Origin of the sequence: Streptomyces flavofungini, assembly GCF_030388665.1 — a bacterium.
GTDB lineage: Bacteria > Actinomycetota > Actinomycetes > Streptomycetales > Streptomycetaceae > Streptomyces > Streptomyces flavofungini_A.
The window spans coordinates 7,882,154-7,898,984 of record NZ_CP128846.1; the positions used below are offsets into that span (position 1 = coordinate 7,882,154).

At 72.1% G+C, this 16,831-nt stretch carries 15 protein-coding genes; 6 read left to right on the forward strand and 9 right to left on the reverse strand.

The features are described from left to right. Positions 1-79: 79 nt before the first annotated feature. Positions 80-1,951, reverse strand: coding sequence for an AAA family ATPase (locus QUY26_RS33950; protein WP_289953550.1), 1,872 nt, complete (start codon positions 1,949-1,951; stop codon positions 80-82). Positions 1,952-2,403: 452 nt separating this feature from the next. Beyond that, positions 2,404-3,171, reverse strand: a complete 768-nt coding sequence (locus tag QUY26_RS33955) for a uridine kinase family protein (protein WP_289953551.1) — start codon at positions 3,169-3,171, stop codon at positions 2,404-2,406. 231 nt (positions 3,172-3,402) lie between these two features. Between QUY26_RS33955 and QUY26_RS33960 the strand changes: the two genes are divergently transcribed. Then, positions 3,403-4,794 (forward strand): peptidase C39 family protein, encoded by a 1,392-nt coding sequence (locus tag QUY26_RS33960; RefSeq protein WP_289956270.1) that lies wholly within the window; start codon positions 3,403-3,405, stop codon positions 4,792-4,794. 71 nt (positions 4,795-4,865) lie between these two features. Here QUY26_RS33960 and QUY26_RS33965 read toward each other — a convergent pair whose 3' ends face one another. Further along, a complete protein-coding gene (locus tag QUY26_RS33965) occupies positions 4,866-6,356 on the reverse strand; it encodes a M1 family metallopeptidase (protein WP_289953552.1) in 1,491 nt (496 codons plus the stop codon). A 206-nt stretch (positions 6,357-6,562) separates the two neighbouring features. On the opposite strand from QUY26_RS33965, the gene QUY26_RS33970 reads away from it, so the two are divergent. Continuing rightward, entirely contained in the window at positions 6,563-6,706 is a 144-nt protein-coding gene (locus QUY26_RS33970; RefSeq protein ID WP_289953553.1) for an SCO1431 family membrane protein, read from the forward strand. On the opposite strand, the gene QUY26_RS33975 is transcribed toward QUY26_RS33970, so the two are convergent. Genes QUY26_RS33975 through QUY26_RS33985 form a run of 3 tightly spaced genes read right to left on the reverse strand, consistent with a single transcriptional unit; the run spans position 6,684 to position 9,250 of the window. Then, the gene (locus tag QUY26_RS33975; protein ID WP_289953554.1) at positions 6,684-7,640 is read right to left on the reverse strand and encodes a hypothetical protein; all 957 of its coding nucleotides are present in this window, start codon (positions 7,638-7,640) and stop codon (positions 6,684-6,686) included. The genes QUY26_RS33970 and QUY26_RS33975 overlap by 23 nt on opposite strands. 42 nt (positions 7,641-7,682) lie before the next feature. After that, on the reverse strand, positions 7,683-8,645 hold the full coding sequence (locus QUY26_RS33980) for a DUF6114 domain-containing protein (protein WP_436840449.1): 963 nt from the start codon (positions 8,643-8,645) through the stop codon (positions 7,683-7,685). Then, on the reverse strand, positions 8,636-9,250 hold the full coding sequence (locus QUY26_RS33985) for a DUF6230 family protein (RefSeq protein WP_289953555.1): 615 nt from the start codon (positions 9,248-9,250) through the stop codon (positions 8,636-8,638). The genes QUY26_RS33980 and QUY26_RS33985 overlap by 10 nt, the downstream gene beginning before the upstream one ends. Before the next feature lie 148 nt (positions 9,251-9,398). Here QUY26_RS33985 and QUY26_RS33990 point away from each other — a divergent pair, with 148 nt between their 5' ends. Beyond that, complete coding sequence (locus QUY26_RS33990) at positions 9,399-10,067, forward strand: TetR/AcrR family transcriptional regulator (RefSeq protein ID WP_436840450.1); 669 nt, start codon at positions 9,399-9,401, stop codon at positions 10,065-10,067. Between the two features lie 55 nt (positions 10,068-10,122). Here the strand turns inward: QUY26_RS33990 and QUY26_RS33995 are convergent, their stop codons facing one another. After that, a complete protein-coding gene (locus QUY26_RS33995; protein WP_289953557.1) occupies positions 10,123-11,373 on the reverse strand; it encodes a glycoside hydrolase family 18 protein in 1,251 nt (416 codons plus the stop codon). 452 nt (positions 11,374-11,825) lie between these two features. Here QUY26_RS33995 and QUY26_RS34000 point away from each other — a divergent pair, with 452 nt between their 5' ends. Next, positions 11,826-12,998 carry an acyl-CoA dehydrogenase family protein gene (locus QUY26_RS34000; RefSeq protein ID WP_289953558.1) on the forward strand — a complete coding sequence of 391 codons (1,173 nt, stop codon included), beginning with the start codon at positions 11,826-11,828 and terminating at the stop codon, positions 12,996-12,998. On the opposite strand, the gene QUY26_RS34005 is transcribed toward QUY26_RS34000, so the two are convergent. Beyond that, positions 12,961-13,617: a hypothetical protein gene (locus tag QUY26_RS34005; protein ID WP_289956434.1), complete on the reverse strand. Its 657-nt coding sequence runs from the start codon at positions 13,615-13,617 to the stop codon at positions 12,961-12,963. The genes QUY26_RS34000 and QUY26_RS34005 overlap by 38 nt on opposite strands. A 262-nt stretch (positions 13,618-13,879) precedes the next feature. Here QUY26_RS34005 and QUY26_RS34010 point away from each other — a divergent pair, with 262 nt between their 5' ends. Together QUY26_RS34010 and QUY26_RS34015 are read left to right on the forward strand one after the other, a co-directional pair. Next, positions 13,880-15,022, forward strand: a complete 1,143-nt coding sequence (locus QUY26_RS34010; protein WP_289953559.1) for a hypothetical protein — start codon at positions 13,880-13,882, stop codon at positions 15,020-15,022. A gap of 41 nt (positions 15,023-15,063) precedes the next feature. Next, positions 15,064-16,164, forward strand: a complete 1,101-nt coding sequence (locus QUY26_RS34015; protein WP_289953560.1) for a phosphotransferase family protein — start codon at positions 15,064-15,066, stop codon at positions 16,162-16,164. Between the two features lie 45 nt (positions 16,165-16,209). Here QUY26_RS34015 and QUY26_RS34020 read toward each other — a convergent pair whose 3' ends face one another. Beyond that, positions 16,210-16,665, reverse strand: coding sequence for a hypothetical protein (locus QUY26_RS34020; RefSeq protein WP_289953561.1), 456 nt, complete (start codon positions 16,663-16,665; stop codon positions 16,210-16,212). Between the last annotated feature and the right edge of the window lie 166 nt (positions 16,666-16,831).

The following is a 16,831-nucleotide window of genomic DNA, read 5'->3' on the forward strand; positions in this document are numbered from 1 at the left end:
GCCGTGCGGCCCCGGCCCACCGGCGTCCCAGGCGGTCGGCTCAGGCGGCTCGGCGGCGCCCCGCGCCACGGTCGTCGGCTCAGCCCCCGGCCGGGTCGGTCGGCCCCCGGCCCGAGAGGACCTCCCCGTACGCCTGCATGAGGTCCGGGAGCCGCAGGGTCGACAGGTCGGACCGGGTCGGCGCCCCCGGATAGCCGGAGAGCCGCAGGTCGCGGTAGGCGCAGCTCTTCTCGTACAGCGTGCGCAGGAACCGTCCGTTGCCCAGCTCGTCGATCCAGGTCTGGTCGACCACGTGCCCGCTGATGGAGCGCAGTTCGTCCAGAGCCTCCTCGTCCCACACGTCGCCGTTGTCGGCGGCGAGGACCTGGCCGATCGCGGTGAGCTCCAGGGGCCGGTACGAGGGGAAGTCGACGCGTGTCGTGAAGCGTGAGGAGAGCCCGGGGTTGGCGGCGAGCAGCCGGTCCATGCCTTCGGGGTAGCCCGCGAGGATCACCACGAGGTGGTCGCGGTTGTCCTCGGCCCGCTTCAGGAGGACCTGCAGCGCCTCGTCGCCGTACGCGTCGCCCTTGCCGTAGCCGGAGTTGGACAGGGAGTACGCCTCGTCGACGAAGAGGACGCCGCCGATCGCCGAGTCGATCAGCTCGTTGGCCTTCACGGCGGTCTGGCCCAGGTATTCGCCGACCAGGTCGGCCCGCTGGGCCTCCACGAGGTGGTCGCCGCCGAGCAGTCCGAGGGCGTAGAAGACCCGGCCGAGGATGCGGGCCACGGTGGTCTTGCCGGTGCCGGAGGGGCCGGAGAAGACGAAGTGTCGTTTCGGCGGCTGCACCGGCAGGCCCTGGGCGGCCCGGAAGCGGGCCATGTTCAGCTGTGCGGAGAGCGCCTTGACCTGGCGTTTGACGGGTTCGAGGCCGACCATCCGCTCCAGCTCGGCGAGCGCCTGTTCGAGCAGGGCCGGGTCGGTGGGGCCGGGCGGGGGCTGGCGTGGGGCGGGCTTGATGGGGATCACGGCCTTCTCGCGCACCGTGTCGGCGTCGGGCGGTCCGCCGCCGGGCGGCAGTTCGGGCTCGGTGACCTTCAGGTCGCGGCCCTCGGCGCCGAACAGCGCGTCCACGCCGTCGGGTCCGTCGAGGGCGTCCTGGCCGACGCCGGTGAGGGAGATCGCGGCCAGGTCGGCGGCGTCGTCGTAGCCGTCGCCCTCGGCGATGGCGGCGAGCCGGGCGGAGGTGTCCATGAAGGCGGGGTCGACGCGGTGCACCGCCCGGTACAGCGGCAGCGCGGCGGCGGACCTGCCGGTGCCCTCGTGCGCGCGGGCCAGCCAGTAGCGCAGCTCCTTGCGCTGCGGCTGTTCGCTGCGGCAGCGCATCAGCGCGGCCGAGAGCAGCGGCTCGGCCTGCCCGAACATCTCCAGGCGCACCCGTGCCATGCCGCCGAAGAGGCCCGCCTCGATGCCGAGCATCGCGTCGTCGATCAGCGGGTCGGTGTGCCGCACCAACTGCTCCCAGTCCTTGACCAGGTAGGCGCGGCAGGCGTGCAGGAACCGCACCTGGGTGTCGGCGTCGACCGGCGGCAGCCCGGCGAGGGCCCGGTCGAGCTCGGGCACATGGCGGCCGTCCAGCCAGTGCGAGGCGTGCGCGAGCAGCAGGTCGCGGGTGGACTCAAGGACGGGCTGCACCCACCAGCCCAGCCAGTACCAGGAGTTGAGGGTGCGCACGTGCCGGGCGCGCTGTTCGCCGAAGCGGTCCCGGTGCTGGAACATCCGCAGCAGCGCGGTCGTCGTGTCGATGCGCAGCGCGTGCAGCCCGAGCCAGCCGTCCGCCATGCCCGGGTCCATGCGCACCGCGGCCCTGAACTCCTCCTCGGCCTGCGGATAGGCGCCCATGGTGTAGGCGTCGACGCCCCGCAGCCAGGCGAGGTCCGCCGGGGCCGTCGCGCCCTGGGTGCCGAAGTCCATCACGTCCCCCACAAACCGTGCCCCCGTTTGTGTACCACCGGGCCGGTGCCCGCCGGCAACTGAGCTGAACCGCCGTGCCGCGGACGGGAGTTGATGTGGTGTCCGCAGCAGCCGTCCGAAGTCGCACCACGATGCATCGTACCTGCGTGGCAGGGCTCGGCCGTAGGGTGCCGCAGCGTTGGATCTCCGGCGGGGGCTCCTGGGGGTGCTCGGCAAGAAGAGGCCCGATGGTGACCCAGGGTGAGCGATCGGCGGCTCATGGCGCTGGGAAAAAGGGGGCGGAGGGCAGAACGAAGCCCCCGATCACGGGGGAACAACCGGGGGCTTCGCGTCTGTCGGCGACCCGAAAGGCCGCACATTGAGAACGTAAGTCCTGTAAGGCCCCTGGGTCAAGCCGAGTTGGGGCACTCGCGGAAACTGGCCACGGGGCCCACGAGCGGTCTTCCGCAGGTTCAGCGCGCTGCCGACGGGTCTTCACCCTGAGTGACGATTTGGGTCAGTGCTGCCGCCTCGTCGGGCCCCGGCAGCAACTCGTACCCCTCAGGCAACTCGCGTACGAGCAACTGGGCGAAGGGGCGCGACGGGTCCTCGGCGAAATGTCGTCGTTCGGCCGCCTCCCAGCCGTCCCAGAAGCCACTCAGGTCCGGCCCGTCCCGGCGGCGTCCGCGCGCCCAGGAGGTGTCGCGGGGCAGGTCCATCCACAGCAGGCCCGCGAGGAACGGCCTTAGCACCCTGCGGCCCGCGCCGACACCCTCCATCAGGACGACGGGGGCGGCGGGCAGCGGGCGGTCGGCAGGCCCGAAGCGGCGCGCGTGCCAGTCGTACGCCGCATAGTGCGCCGTTTCGCCTCGGGACAGGGGTTCCATGACCTGCCGCAGGAGCCGGTCCGTCCAGTCGAACAGGTCGGTGTGGCTCGCGATGTCGTCGAGGCGGAGCACGGGGGCGCCGCCGAGTGCCTCCGCGAGCCGCGCCGTGAAGGTCGACTTTCCGGAGCCCGCGTGTCCGTCGACGGCGACCACCCGGACCGGGCCGCAGGACGACGGCAGGTGGCGCACGGCGTCGGCGAGGCGGGGGAGTCCCGGAAGTCCTGGAGACCCCGGAAGCGCGGGAAGTTCCGGAAGTGCTGGAAGTCCGGGGTGGTCGGGGTGGTCGGGGAGCTCGGAGGGCCCGGGGCGGTCCGCGGGGTCGGGGAGGGGGGCGGGGCGGTCGGTATGGGTCATCGCGGGCCAGCCTACGGGCCGGGGCGCGCGAGGCGCGGATCGTGGGGCGCGTGTGCGGTTCAGTGCGCTGTCGCAGGTCATACCAGTGGTAGAGGCCAATAGTGGTCGGCGTTGCCGGGGTCGGATCACTGGCAGAACCCGTCGGTGCACGGCCATAGTTGGTGAACTGTCGTGTACCTGACCATCATGCTCCGGCTGCGGCCGGAACCCATCGACTGGGGGCTCCCGTCCATGGACCAAGCTGAAGGCATGTCCCGCAGAAGAATCCTCACCACGGCGGCCGGAGCCGCGGCCGTGGCGGCCGCCGCGGCCGCCACCGTGCCCCCCGCGGGCGCCGCCCCCGCGTCCCGGCGCCGCCCGCCCCGCGCGGAGCGACTCGTGGACAACCGCTTCTGGGTCTCCCACAAGGACTGGGGCTCGGGCACGGCCCACGGCACCCGCGTCGTCGGCAAGGGCCGCGCCGGCGTCGAGGTGGCGACGCCCGTGGGGACGACCGACTACACGGACCCGCACACCGGCAGGGCCACCACCTGGGAGTACGCCCAGTGGACCGGGCCCGCGCACCGCCCCGCGACCCCCGCCACGGAAGCCATCGCCTCCTGGAACGCCCGCACCCCCACCGGCACCTGGATCCAGGTCGAGCTGGAAGCGACGTACTCGGACGGCGCCACGTCCCCCTGGTACGTCCTCGGCCGCTGGAACTCGGGCGACGACCGCGAGGACGCCGACGCCGCCGTCATCCGGCGCACCTCGGTGGACGACCAGTCCGACGGCAGGACGTCCGTCTGGACGGACACGCTGTCCGTCGACGACGCGGCGAGCGGCCTGCGCGTGGTCGCGTACCGGCTGCGGCTGACCTTGTACCGCACGCCCGGCAGCGCGCTCACGCCCACGGTGTGGCGGCTCGGCGCGATGGCCTCCGCGGTGCCCGACCGCTTCACGGTGCCCGCCGCCGCGCCCGGCCTCGCCAAGGAGCTGAAGGTGCCGCGCTACTCACAGGAGATCCACAAGGGCCAGTACCCGGAGTACGACAACGGCGGCGAGGCCTGGTGCAGCCCCACGTCGTCGCAGATGATCCTGGAGTACTGGGGGCGCGAGCCGACGGCCGCGGACCTGGCCTGGGTCGACCCCGCCTTCGCCGATCCGCAGGTGTGCCACGCCGCCCGCTTCACCTACGACCACCAGTACGGCGGCTGCGGGAACTGGCCGTTCAACGCGGCCTACGCGGCGACGTACGAGGACATGCAGGGCGTCGTCACCCGGCTCGGCTCGCTGACCGACCTGGAGAGGCTGATCAAGGCGGGCATCCCGGTCATCACCTCCCAGTCCTTCCTCAAGGAGGAGCTGACCGGGGCGGGCTACGGCACCGCGGGCCACCTCATGACCGTCATCGGCTTCACCAAGAGCGGCGACGTGATCGCCAACGACCCCGCGTCGCCGAGCAACCCGGCGGTGCGCCGGGTCTACGAGCGGCGGGAGTTCGAGAACATCTGGCTCCGCACCAAGCGCAGGAACGCCCAGGGCAAGGTGGTGTCGGGGACCGGCGGGGTCTGCTACCTGTACTTCCCCGTGCACCGCACGAAGGAGCAGGTGCGCGCGCTGCTCGCCGTCGGCGTGCGCTGAAGCGGGAAGGGCCCCGTCCCGGTGGGACGGGGCCCGGTGCGCGGCCTTCGCCGTGCGGGGCGCCCGGTCGCTCAGGTCGCCGGGTCCACCACCCAGTCCGGGTGGCCCGGCATCGGCGGGGTCTTCGCGCCGTACAGCCAGGGCTTGAGGAAGCCCTCCAGGTCCTGCCCCGAGACCTTCGAGGCGAGGTCGATGTAGTCCTGGGTGCTCGCGGCCCTCCCGCGGTACTGGCTCACCCAGGCCCGCTCGATCTTCTGGAACGTCGCGTCCCCGACCTTCTCGCGCAGCGCGTACAGGACGAGCGCCGAACCGTCGTAGCGCATGCGCTTGAAGAGGTTCGGCTCGGTGGGCTCCGCGGGCGCGCCGAAGTCGCGGCGCCACTGGTCGTGCGCCTTGTACGCGGCCTTCATCGCGGCCTCGAAGCTGTCGCCGCCGTGCTCCTCGGAGTACATGCGCTCGTAGAAGCGGGCGTGGCCCTCGCTGACCCACAGGTCGGACCAGCTCGCGAGGGCGACGCTGTCGCCGAACCACTGGTGGGCCAGCTCGTGGACCAGGTTCCGCTCGGCGTCGACCTGCGTGCCGAGCAGGTCGGCCTTGGGGACGAGGGAGAGCGTCTGGGTCTCCAGGGCGACGCCGAGGTCGGTGTCGCCGACGAGGATGCCGTAGCGGTTGAAGGGGTACTTGCCGAGCTTCTGCTCCAGCCAGCTCAGGTGCTCGGGCGTGAGCTTGCGGTACTTCGCCGTGGGCTCCACCAGCGCGTCCGGGACGATGTCGCGCAGCGGCAGGCCGCCGGGGCCGGTGCTGTCGACCATCGTGAACTTGCCGACGGCGAGCTGCACGAGCTGTGTGGACAGCGGCTGCTCGGAGTCGTAGGTCCACCGCACCCGGTCGCCGGACACCTTCTTCTTGCTGGTCAGCTTGCCGTTGGCGACGGCCGTGCGGTCCTTCGGCGTGGTGATCTTGAAGGTGATCGGCGCGCGCTGGCTCGGGTGGTCGTTGGCCGGGAAGATCAGGCGGGCGCCGTTGGGCTGGGGATAGACCACCGTGCCGTCGGGCGTGGGGATCCAGCCGTAGTCCTCGATGGCGTCGTCGCGGTGCCGCGTCTGGGTGGGGTCGGCGGTGTAGGTGACCTTGACCGTGAAGGCGCGGCCCTTGGCGATCGGCGACTTCGGCGTGACCGTCAGCTCGTCGCCGTCGCGCGAGGTGGCGGCCGCCTTGCCGTCGACGGTGACCGCGCGCAGCGTGTTGCCGCCGAAGTCGAGGTTGAAGCGGGACAGGGCCTGGGTGGCGGTGGCCTTGATGGTGGCCGACGCCGCGAACGGGGTCTTCGGGGCCTGCCAGTCGAAGTCAAGGACGTAGCGGTCGACGGTGTATCCGCCGTTGCCGTCGAGGGGGAACATCGGGTCGCCGAGCCCGGGGGCGCCGGGGGAGGGCTTCTCCGCTGCCGCGGGCGTGGCGTACGAGACCGGTCCGGTGAGGGCGGCCGCCGCCGTCACGGCCGCCGCGAGCGCGAGCCGTGCTCCGGTGCCTCTGCTGCGGCGGGGCGTCCTGAACGTACTCATCGGAAACCTTTCGGTCGGATGCTGCGCGGACGTACGCCGTCTTAGACGCACGGCGATCAGCGGCAGTTGTGGTGACAAGTGACCAACGTCTCTCCCACAATTGCGGGCACGGCTGGCAAGGTGGAAGACGCCAGTGGGGGGAATGACCACTGCCAGTGCGGCCCGGGGAGGCCGCCGTCGGCCGAAAAACGTCAGCGAGAAGCCATATGACCGCGACCTCTGCCACCGCAGTCCGCACCCAGGCCCGCACGGGCGGCCCCGAGGACGGCCCGAACGTCCTGGAGCACCTCGCGGGCTGGACCCTCGTCGTCGTCCTCGCGATGCTCGTCAGCCAGGTCGGTCTTCTGTGAGCTGAGTCTCACCACCGGGCTCGGCCGGGCCGCCCGGGCCGGGTGTCGTGGCGCCGGGCTCAGCCATCGGATCCAGGTCCGCCCGCCAGTGCCGATGCGGCACCCCCACCAGGTCGTACAGCCGCCGCACCGGCGACCGCCCCGGCAGCAGCACGACCCCCGCGAGCACCGCGAACAGCGGCAGGCCCAGCCAGCCGCCGAGCAGCCGCACCAGCACGCTCGCCGTGACCGCGCCGAGGAACGGCAGGCCGTACACCCCGGCGCCCGCGATGGCGACGGCGATGACGGGGTGCACCTTGCGGTCCTCGTCGGCGCCGGGCAGCGACCAGCCCTCCAGGAGCCAGCCGATCTCCGTCATCAGCATGGTGCCGATGACGGCGGCGCCGAAGACGAGCAGCGCGAGGAACGTGCCGGACGTGAGGAAGTCCAGGGCGTTGTTGACGACGCTGTCGTGCGGCCAGTCCGCCCAGTCGCGCGCGCCGGGGGACAGGAAGCGCTCGTAGCCGCTGCCGTCCCAGCCGTGCACGAGCGTGCCGAACAGCAGGAAGTAGCCGCCCACGCAATTCAGGTACGCCCAGTACCCGGCGCCCACGAGGACCAGCGTCTGGGCGGCGAGGAACCCGAGAACCGCGGCGACGGGGACGCCGCCCGCGTAGAAGAGGACGAAGCCCGCCCATACGCCCTCGTGGCCCCCGGCGACGTGCATGGTCGCCCAGGACGGGTTCTGCCAGAGCAGGAACAGGCCGGTCGGCACCATCAGGACGGCCGCGAAGAGGACCGTCAGGGCCAGATAGGGGTTGGCGGCGCGGCTGCGGGTGCGCGGGCCCTCGCCCGCGTTGATCCGCTCCCACACCTGGAGCTGGCGGCCCGCGGCGAGCGCGAAGGTCGCGCCCACCGCGTACGCCCAGAACAGCGCGGCCTGGATCTGGATCACGGCGGCGCTCCCTTCCGGATCACGGGGTCCGGGCTGCCCGGATCACGCCCGCGCCCCCAGCGTCAGACCGCCCGCGACGATCGAGTCGGAGGTGACGAGCGCCTGCTCGGCGCTGACCTCCGTCATGAAGACGAACGGCGGGACGAGCGGGGGCACCGGCAGCTTGTCGGGCGTGAAGGTCAGACAGAGGATGCCCTCGATGCAGCCCTTGAACTTGGTGAGGTAGAGCGTGACCGCGCCGCTGAGGTCCAAGGTGTCGGCGCCGAGGGTGAGTTCACGACTGCCGTCGCGGGTCGTGAGGCGGTAGTCGGTGAGCGAGGCCGCCTTCATGCGCAGCACCATCACCTTCAGCGGCCCTTCGGCGGTGGGCACGTCGGTGACGCCCGCGACGATGAAGCCCTGCGGCGCGAACAGCGTCGTCGTGATCGTCGGCGGCGTCCGCGCCGCCACGATCCCGTCGTCCCCGGGCGCCGCCCTCGCCGGGACGGCGCCCCACAGCACCGTCCCGGCGAGGGCCACCGGAAGGAGCACGGCCAGCGTCCGCGTGCCCTGCCCGTCGCGCACCTTCGGCCGCCCGGCCCGCTCCTGGTCGTCGTCGGGGACCGGCGTCCAGCCGAACCCCATCGCGCTGCCCGCGATCCCGAGCAGCATGCCGATCAGGAACCCGCCGAGGTTCGTCGCCGCGAACGAGAGCACCGACAGGATGAGGGCGTTGACGGACACGTAGTGATGGGCGTGCGGCAGGAGCCACAGGAACAACCCGGCGACCATCAGTGCGATCCCGATGCCGATCGCGGCGATCCCGCCGAGCCCGAGGCTCACCAGGACCGTCAGCGGCGACAGCGGCACGAGGAGCAGCTCGGCTCCGCCCAGGATCAGCAGCAGACCGCCCCAGAAGGGCCGGGTGCGTCGCCACTTGCGCACGCCGCGCCGCAGCTCCGGAAGCGGCAGGCGGGCGTCCAGCCAGCCCCCGGCGCGCGGGGCGCCGGGCCCGCTCAGAAGCACTTCTTGCCGCCGATGCTGACGTCCACCTTCATGCCCTTGAGGCGGAAGTTCCCCCCGGTGGCCGACCAGGCGTGCGAGCGCACCTTGGCCACCTCGATGTCGCCGGCCTGGAGGCCGAACTTGCCCTTCTCGCCCTTGACGCCCGGGACTTCGTCGAGTGTCGAGGCGTCCCGGCCGATCTGCGCGGTGCCGAAGCGCGCGTCGCCCACCAGGTCCTCGCCGTCGATGATCAGGTTGCTCGCGGTGACGTTGCCCGCGTCGCCGCCCGCCGTCAGCTTGAACACCACGGTGCCGACGGGCGTCTTGACCTCGGCCGCCTGGCAGATGTCGGACAGCGTGGCGTCGCCGATGCCGAGCAGCGCCACCGGGTGGCCCTTGCCGTCGATGTCGCGGTCGACCTGGACGTAGCTCGCCAGGCCCTGGCTGGTCAGTTTGCCCGAGGAGACCTGGAAGCTGGTGCCGCTGACCGCGAAGGACGCGGCGAGCGCGCCCTCGGCCATCACGGACGCCATCGCGCCGACCGCGAGGACCGCGGGCAGCGCGACGACGGCCGTCTTCTTCCAGTTGGTTCTGCCCTCGCGTAATGCTCTCTTCGCCGTGCTCACTGGTTCCTCCCGTACGTCGTCCGGTGCGTAAGGGGAGTGCGTGGCAGCGCGTCGTCGGGGTCCGGGCCGGTCCTGGCCCGTCCGGGCAGGCGACGTGGGTCTGCCATACTGCGGCTGATCCCGAGGCAGTTGGAGACTAGGGCCGAAATTGAATAATAGTCAACAGCGCGGTACCGATCGTTCCCACGGCGCGGACCGCCCGCAGGCGCGCGGCACCGACCGATCCGTGGCGCGCCGCGCCGAACTCATCGTCATCGGCCGCAAGTTGTTCGCCGACACGTCCTACGACGCGCTGTCGATGGACGACATCGCGAAACAGGCAGGAGTCGCCAAGGGGCTGATCTACTACTACTTCAAGTCCAAACGCGGCTACTACCTCGCGATCATCGAGGACTCGGTCGCCGACCTCGTCGAGCGCGCGGCCAGCGGCACCGAACTCCCGCCCACGGAGCGGGTGCACCGCACGATCGACGGCTATCTGCGCTACGCCGAGCACCACCAGGAGGCCTACCGCACCATCGTCAGCGGCGGCGTCGGCTTCGACGCCGAGGTGCACGCCATACGCGACGGCGTGCGCGAGGCGATGATCGGCACCATCGCCGACGGGGCGTACGGACGGCGGGACATCCCGGCGCTGGTGCGCACGGCGCTGCTCGGCTGGCTGTGCAGCGTGGAGGGCGTCACGCTCGACTGGATCGGGACGGCGCGGGACCTGGAGCGCGACACCGTGCGCGACTACCTGGTGCGCATGCTGCGCGAGACGCTGGGCGTCATCGAGGAGTTCGAGCCCGCGTTCCCCGCGCCGCCCGCGGCATGACGAAGGGGCGGGAGCCCGCCGGCTCCCGCCCCCTTCGACTGCTGTGAGGCGACCGCTAGTTGATGGCCTTGATCAGCTCGCCGTTGCTGGTGTCACCGCTCAGCTCCCAGAAGAACGTGCCTCCCAGGCCCTGCTGGTTCTTGTAGTTCATCTTCCCCGCGATGGTGGCCGGGGTGTCGTAGCTCCACCAGTTGTTGCCGCAGTGCGCGTACGCGGTCCCGCCGACCGTGCCGTTGGCCGGGCACTTGGTCTTCAGCACCTTGTAGTCGTCGATGCCCTGTTCGTACTTGCCCTGGGCGGGCCCCGTCGCGGTGCCGCCCGGCGCCTTCTGGGTGACGCCCGTCCAGCCGCGGCCGTAGAAGCCGATGCCGAGGAGCAGCTTGTCCGAGGGGATGCCGAGGCCCTTGAGCTTGGCGATCGTCGCCTGCGAGTGGTACTCGGCCTTCGGGATGCCGGAGTAGGAACTGAGCGGCGAGTGGGGCGCCGTCGGTCCCTTGGCATCCCAGGCGCCGAAGAAGTCGTACGTCATCGGGTTGTACCAGTCGACGTACTGGGCGGCGCCCGCGTAGTCCGCGGCGTCGATCTTGCCGCCGGAGGAGGCGTCGGCGGGGATGGCCGCGGTCACCAGGTTCTTGGAGCCGAACTTGGCGCGCACCGCGGCCATCAGGTTCTTGTAGGCCGCGCGGCCGCTGGTGTCGCAGGTCAGGCCGCAGGCGTTGGGGTACTCCCAGTCGATGTCGATGCCGTCGAAGACGTCCGCCCACTTGGAGTTCTCGACCAGGTCGTAGCAGGACTGGGCGAACGCCGCCGGGTTCTGCGCGGCCTGCGTGAAGCCGCCCGACCAGGTCCAGCCGCCGAAGGACCACAGGACCTTCAGGTTCGGGTGCTTCTTCTTCAGCTCGCGCAGCTGGTTGAAGGTGCCGCGCAGGGGCTGGTCCCAGGTGTCGGCGACGCCGTCGACGCTCTGGTCGGCGGTGTACGTCTTCTCGGTGGCGGCGAAGTTGTCGCCCATCGTGCACTTGCCGCCCTGGACGTTGCCGAAGGCGTAGTTGATGTGCGTGAGCTTGTTGGCGGAGCCGGACGTCTCGATGTTCTTGACGTGGTAGTTCCGGTCGTAGACGCCCCATTCGGTGAAGTAGCCGACCACGCGGGAGCCCGCCTTGGCATCGGCCTCGGCGGGGGCGCCGGTGTTCTGGTCGGCGGCCGCGGTGCCCGCGCCGGCGAGCAGACCCGCGCCGAGCACGGCGCAACAAGCGGTGGCCAGGAGCGCCCTGAAGCGGGCGCGGGGACGGTTCGGTCGTGGCATCGCTGTCTCCTCGTGGGGGGAGAGGGGAGCATGTGGGGGTGGTGCTGACCTACTGACCTGCGGACACTTCGCGCCCTCAGGCAGGGCCGGGCGACCGGGCAGGGGCGCGTCAACGCCCCCTACGTAGTCGCGCGTTGAATTGGCATGAACGCGAAGACGCCTTGTGCCGCTGGACTCTAGGAGGACTAGACCATTACGTCAATGGTTCGGACCAATTCCCGCTGCGGGGTGCCGGGCGCCGCGGCCTTGGACACATGCCGATGAAGATCAGTCGCAGGCCCCGTGAACCCGTGACGCCATGCCGCCGATCGGGCATACTCAACCCGCCACAGTCGCTGGTCAGCCGCTTCCGAGACCCGGAAGGGCAGCATCGGCTTGGCAGTGTCCCCGACGGCGGCGCCACACCCCGTGCGCGAGCCCGTCGCAGCGCCCGACAGGGAGAGGAGAGCGCCATGCCCGAGGGAGCCGCACAGTCGGTCGAGCGTCAGCTGCCCACCGAAGAGGCCCGGGATCTGTTCGCGCTCGTGCGTGAACTGGTCCAGCGCGAGATCGCGCCGCACGCGGCCGCCGAGGAGGAGGCAGGCCACTTCCCGCGCGAACTCTTCACCCTGCTCTCCGAATCGGGCCTGCTCGGTCTCGCCTACGACTCCGAGTTCGGCGGCGGCGACCAGCCCTACGAGGTGTATCTCCAGGTCCTCGAAGAGCTCGCCCGCGCGCGTCTGACCGTCGGCCTCGGCGTCAGCGTCCACTCGCTCGCCTGCCACGGCCTCGCCGGGTACGGCACCAAGGAGCAGCAGGCCGAGCACCTGCCCGACATGCTCGGCGGCGGGCTGCTCGGCGCCTACTGCCTGTCCGAGCCGTCCTCGGGATCGGACGCCGCGTCGCTGCGCACCAAGGCCGTGCGGGACGGTGACGAGTGGGTCGTCACGGGCACGAAGGCATGGATCACGCACGGCGGCGTCGCCGACTTCTACACCGTCCTGGCCCGCACGGGCGGCGAGGGCGCGCACGGCGTGACCGCCTTCCTGGTGCCGGGCGACGCCGAGGGGCTCTCGGCCGCGGTGCCGGAGAAGAAGATGGGCATGAAGGGCTCGCCGACGGCGCAGCTCCACTTCGACGGCGTCCGGGTGTCCGACGCCCGGCGCATCGGGGACGTGGGGCAGGGCTTCGCGATCGCGCTCTCGGCGCTCGACTCGGGGCGGCTCGGCATCGCGGCGTGCGCGATCGGCGTGGCCCAGGCGGCGCTCGACGAGGCGGTGTCGTACGCGACCGAGCGCAAGCAGTTCGGCCGTCCGATCGCCGACTTCCAGGGCCTGCGCTTCATGCTCGCGGACATGGCGACGCAGATCGAGGCGGGCCGGGCGCTGTACCTGGCGGCGGCCCGGCTGCGGGACGCGGGCCGCCCGTTCTCCAAGCAGGCGGCGATGGCCAAGCTGCTGTGCACGGACACCGCGATGAAGGTCACGACGGACGCCGTCCAGGTGCTCGGCGGCTACGGCTACACCCTCGACTTCCCCGTCGAGCGCTATATGCGCGAGGCCAAGGTGCTGCAGATCGTCGAGGGCACGAATCAGATCCAGCGCATGGTCATCGCCCGCCATCTCGCGGGTCCCGACTCGCGCTGAGCCGCGGGTCGGGGGGAGCGCCGGGCACGGGGCCGAACGAAGAGTCCCGGTCCGTGCCGAACTGTGCGCCCCGGTCGGTGCCGAAGCGGGTGTCCCGGCCCGCGCCGAAGGACGCGTCCCGGTCCGCCCCGAAGCGCGTGCCCCGGCCCGTGCTGAAGGACGTGTCCCGGTCCGTGCCGAACCGCGCGTCCCTGGCCGGGCCGAACGCCCCCTCCGAGCCGAACCCCCCGTCCGTCCCGAACGACCGCTCCGCCCCGTACTGCCCGCCGAACTGGCCGCTGCGCACGGTCGGTGCCGCGAGCCGCACCCACTCCGGGTCGTGGCGGCCCGGCAGCGTCCGGCCGCGCTCGGCCCAGTGGCGCAGCAGGGCGCGGTAGATCGGCGGGTCCTGCTGCGGGACGGGCTGCGGTGGGGGCGGGACCGAGTGGTTCTGCTGCGGGTGCGGGGACTGCTGAGGATAGGGCTGCGGCTGGGGGTACTGCGACGGCTGCGCGTACGGGTTCGGCTGGGGGTAGTGGGTGTACTGGGGCCTGTGATGAACCGATTCTGCGGCGGGGGCGGGCGCGGACGCGAGCGGGCGCCTGCGGTGGCCGGCCGGAGCGTGGGTGGGGGTGGTCATGACGGGCCAACGGTCGGCGCGGAGGCCAGGTCACCGTCGGGTCGAATCGTGCGTGCGTTCATGCCCCGTCCGGCCGCGGCGCACACGGCGCTCGGCGCCCGCGCCACCGGGTGAACGCGATCTCACACGCCTTCGGTGCCCACGCCGTCCGACCCCGGCGCGCGTCTGGCCCCGGCACGACATCTGACGTACCGTCACCTCCACGCCGGGGTCCGCCGCACACCGGGCGACGCCAACTTCCCGGCGCCCAGGGAGATGTGCCGTGTCGGACGACCGCCCCGTACCGCTCGACGAGTACCCCGTCCACCAGGTGCCACTGTCGATGAAACATGTGGCGACCGGCGACCGGAACGCCTACGACCGCTGTATTTTCCACCTCTTCGACCACCAGGGCCGCGCCCTGCTCATCCTCGGCCTCGGCGTCTACCCGAACACCGGCGTCATCGACGCCTACGCCACCCTGCGCACCGGCGACACCCTGCACGCCGTCCGCGCCTCCGACGCGCTCGGCGACGACCGGTCGAACCTGTCCGTGGGACCGCTGCGCATCACCGTCGAGGAGCCCCTGCGCAGGCTGCGCCTGACCTGCGCGGCGGACCCGGACGACGCGGACTCGCTCGCGTACGACATCGAGTGGAGCGCCGACTTCCCGGCGCTGTGGGAGCCGCACCACATCCAGCGCCGCGGCGGCAGGCTCACCCTCGAAGGCCGCCGGTTCGTCCAGGCGGGCGGCTGCTCCGGGGTTATCCGCGCGGGCGGCGCGCAGATCGCGGTGACGGCGGGGGAGTGGACGGCGACCCGGGACCGGAGCTGGGGGGTGCGGCCCATCCCGGGCGAGGAGGCGGGCCGGCTCGGCGAGGACTTCCCGACCGAGGGCTTCCACTGGATCTGGTGCCCGGTGCGCTTCGACGACCGCTTCCTGATGGTGATCACCCAGGAGGACGCGGACGGCTACCGCACCCTCAACGACGCCACCCTCGTCCGCCCGGGCCACCGCGACCGCCAACTCGGCTGGCCCCAGGCCGACATCAGCTACCGCTCCGGCACCCGCCACCCCGAGAGCGCCGTCATCCACCTCGTCGACCCCGAGACCCGCAAGCCCCTGGAGCTCGGCGTCCGGACGCTCACGTCCCTGCCGCTCGCCGTCGGCGCCGGGTATCCGCCCGCCGACGACTGGCAGCACGGCACCTGGCGCGGCCGCGACTGGGTCGACCGGCGCACCTACGACCTCGCCGACTCTCAACTTCGTTCGAGCGGGGCGTACCCCCATGCCGCGTACGGGGTCGTCGACCACGCGGCCCGCTTCACCCTGGACGGCCGCGTCGGCCACGGCATCTTCGAGCACGGCACGTTCGGCCGCCACGACCCGAGCGGCTTCGCGGACTTCGGCTCCACGGCGCCCTGAGCGTCGGGCGCCCCGAGGGAGGAGCAGGGAGGAGAACGCACATGGCAACGGAGCCCGAACGGCCTCGACTTCGCACCACGACCCGCGAACCGGACGAACTGGCCCGGCGCCTCACGGCCTGGCTCGGCGGCCATCTGCCGGGCGCGAGAGCCGTCGACGTGTCCGTGCCCGAGTCGAACGGCATGTCCAGCGAGACGCTCCTCTTCGACATCGAGCACCCCCGACCACCGCTCGCCCGCTGCGCGTTGCGCCTCGCGGCGGACCCGGCCGCGTACACGATCTTTCCCGTGTACGACATGGAGCGCCAGCACCGCACCATGAGCCTGGTCGCCGACCGCACCGACGTGCCCGTGCCGCGCGTGCTGTGGCTCGAACGGGACCCGGGGCCGCTCGGCGCGCCGTTCTTCGTCATGGAGCGGGTCGAGGGTCGGGTGCCGCCCGACGTCATGCCCTACACGTACGAGGGGAACTGGCTGTACGAGGCGAGCGACGCCGAGCGCGCGCACCTGGAGGACGCGACCGTCTCCGTCCTCGCGCGGCTGCACGACCAAGTCCCCGCCGCCGACGCCGCGTTCCTCGCGCTGCCGGGCGAGGGCAGCGCGCTGCGGCGCCATGTCGCCTCACAACGCGCCTACTACGACTGGGTGGTGACGGGACTGCCGCGCTCCCCGCTCGTCGAAAGCGCTTTCGCGAGACTGGCGGACCTGTGGCCGGACGAGGAGGGCGCGCCGGTGCTCAACTGGGGCGACGCGCGCATCGGGAACGTCATCTACGACGGCTTCGAACCCGCCGCCGTGCTCGACTGGGAAATGGCGTGCCTGGCGCCCCGCGAGGTCGACCTCGGCTGGACCGTGTACCTGCACCGGTTCTTCCAGGACCTCACGGTGAGCTTCGGGCAGCGCGGGCTGCCCGACTTCCTGCGCCGGGAGCGCATCGAAGGGCGGTACGCCGAACTCACCGGGCACCGGCCCCGCGACATGGACTTCTACACGCTGTACGCGGCGCTGCGGCACGCCGTCGTCATGCTGCGGGTCGCCTACCGGCAGGTGCACTTCGGGGAGGCGACGGTGCCGGCGGACCCGGACACGCTGATCCTGCACCACGCCAGCCTCGCGGCGATGGTGCAGGGCAGCTATGAGTGACGGTGGGCCGGGGCCGGGCGGTGCGGCGGTGCCCCGTGCGGGGGCTCAGGCGGCCGCGCGCCGGGTGGCCTGCCGGGGCACCCGGATCGGGCGCGAGCCGGGCCCGCCCACGTGCGAGAACGGCTGGGTGCGCCAGTCCAGGCCCTGAGGCAGCGTCAGGAGCAGCGCGGTGTCCTGCTCCTGGGCCTCCAGGGACTCGTCCGCGGCGCCCGCCTCGGACGCGGCGCGGCCGGTGCCCGCGCAGACCGTGAGCCCGAAGGGGTTCCACGGAGTGGGGCACAGCGCGTGCTCGGGCAGGGCGTCCTCGTCCGCGAGGAGCGCGATGGGCTGTCGGCAGTCCGGGCAGATCACCCGGTACATCTCGAAGGTGTCGTACGCGTCCGGTTCGTCCGCCGTGCCGTCGTCGTCGACGGTCTGTTCGACACCCTCCGGTGCGGGCTCGAACTCGACGGGCCGCTGCTTGCGGCGCGTGGAACGACCGGGGCGCTTCAGGTTCTGCATGGGAATCTCCCCCTCGGGTGGGCCGACAAGGCGCTGCGGCCTCGACCACAGCAAGCACTTCCCGTCCGGTCCGGGGGGTAATCGCTCCTGCCCGACGGACACGGCCATATGTCTGTGGTGTTCGTCACATGCCAGATGGGGATGCCGCTTCGCGCGGGGTGGCCGC

What these genes read in the sequence shown, in the direction of transcription:
- QUY26_RS33950 (WP_289953550.1), bottom strand. Translation starts at nt 1,951, where the DNA reads ATGGACTTCGGCACCCAGGGCGCGACGGCCCCGGCGGACCTCGCCTGG.
- QUY26_RS33955 (WP_289953551.1), bottom strand. Translation starts at nt 3,171, where the DNA reads ATGACCCATACCGACCGCCCCGCCCCCCTCCCCGACCCCGCGGACCGC.
- QUY26_RS33960 (WP_289956270.1), top strand. Translation starts at nt 3,403, where the DNA reads ATGGACCAAGCTGAAGGCATGTCCCGCAGAAGAATCCTCACCACGGCG.
- QUY26_RS33965 (WP_289953552.1), bottom strand. Translation starts at nt 6,356, where the DNA reads ATGAGTACGTTCAGGACGCCCCGCCGCAGCAGAGGCACCGGAGCACGG.
- QUY26_RS33970 (WP_289953553.1), top strand. Translation starts at nt 6,563, where the DNA reads ATGACCGCGACCTCTGCCACCGCAGTCCGCACCCAGGCCCGCACGGGC.
- QUY26_RS33995 (WP_289953557.1), bottom strand. Translation starts at nt 11,373, where the DNA reads ATGCCACGACCGAACCGTCCCCGCGCCCGCTTCAGGGCGCTCCTGGCC.
- QUY26_RS34000 (WP_289953558.1), top strand. Translation starts at nt 11,826, where the DNA reads ATGCCCGAGGGAGCCGCACAGTCGGTCGAGCGTCAGCTGCCCACCGAA.
- QUY26_RS34005 (WP_289956434.1), bottom strand. Translation starts at nt 13,617, where the DNA reads ATGACCACCCCCACCCACGCTCCGGCCGGCCACCGCAGGCGCCCGCTC.
- QUY26_RS34015 (WP_289953560.1), top strand. Translation starts at nt 15,064, where the DNA reads ATGGCAACGGAGCCCGAACGGCCTCGACTTCGCACCACGACCCGCGAA.
- QUY26_RS34020 (WP_289953561.1), bottom strand. Translation starts at nt 16,665, where the DNA reads ATGCAGAACCTGAAGCGCCCCGGTCGTTCCACGCGCCGCAAGCAGCGG.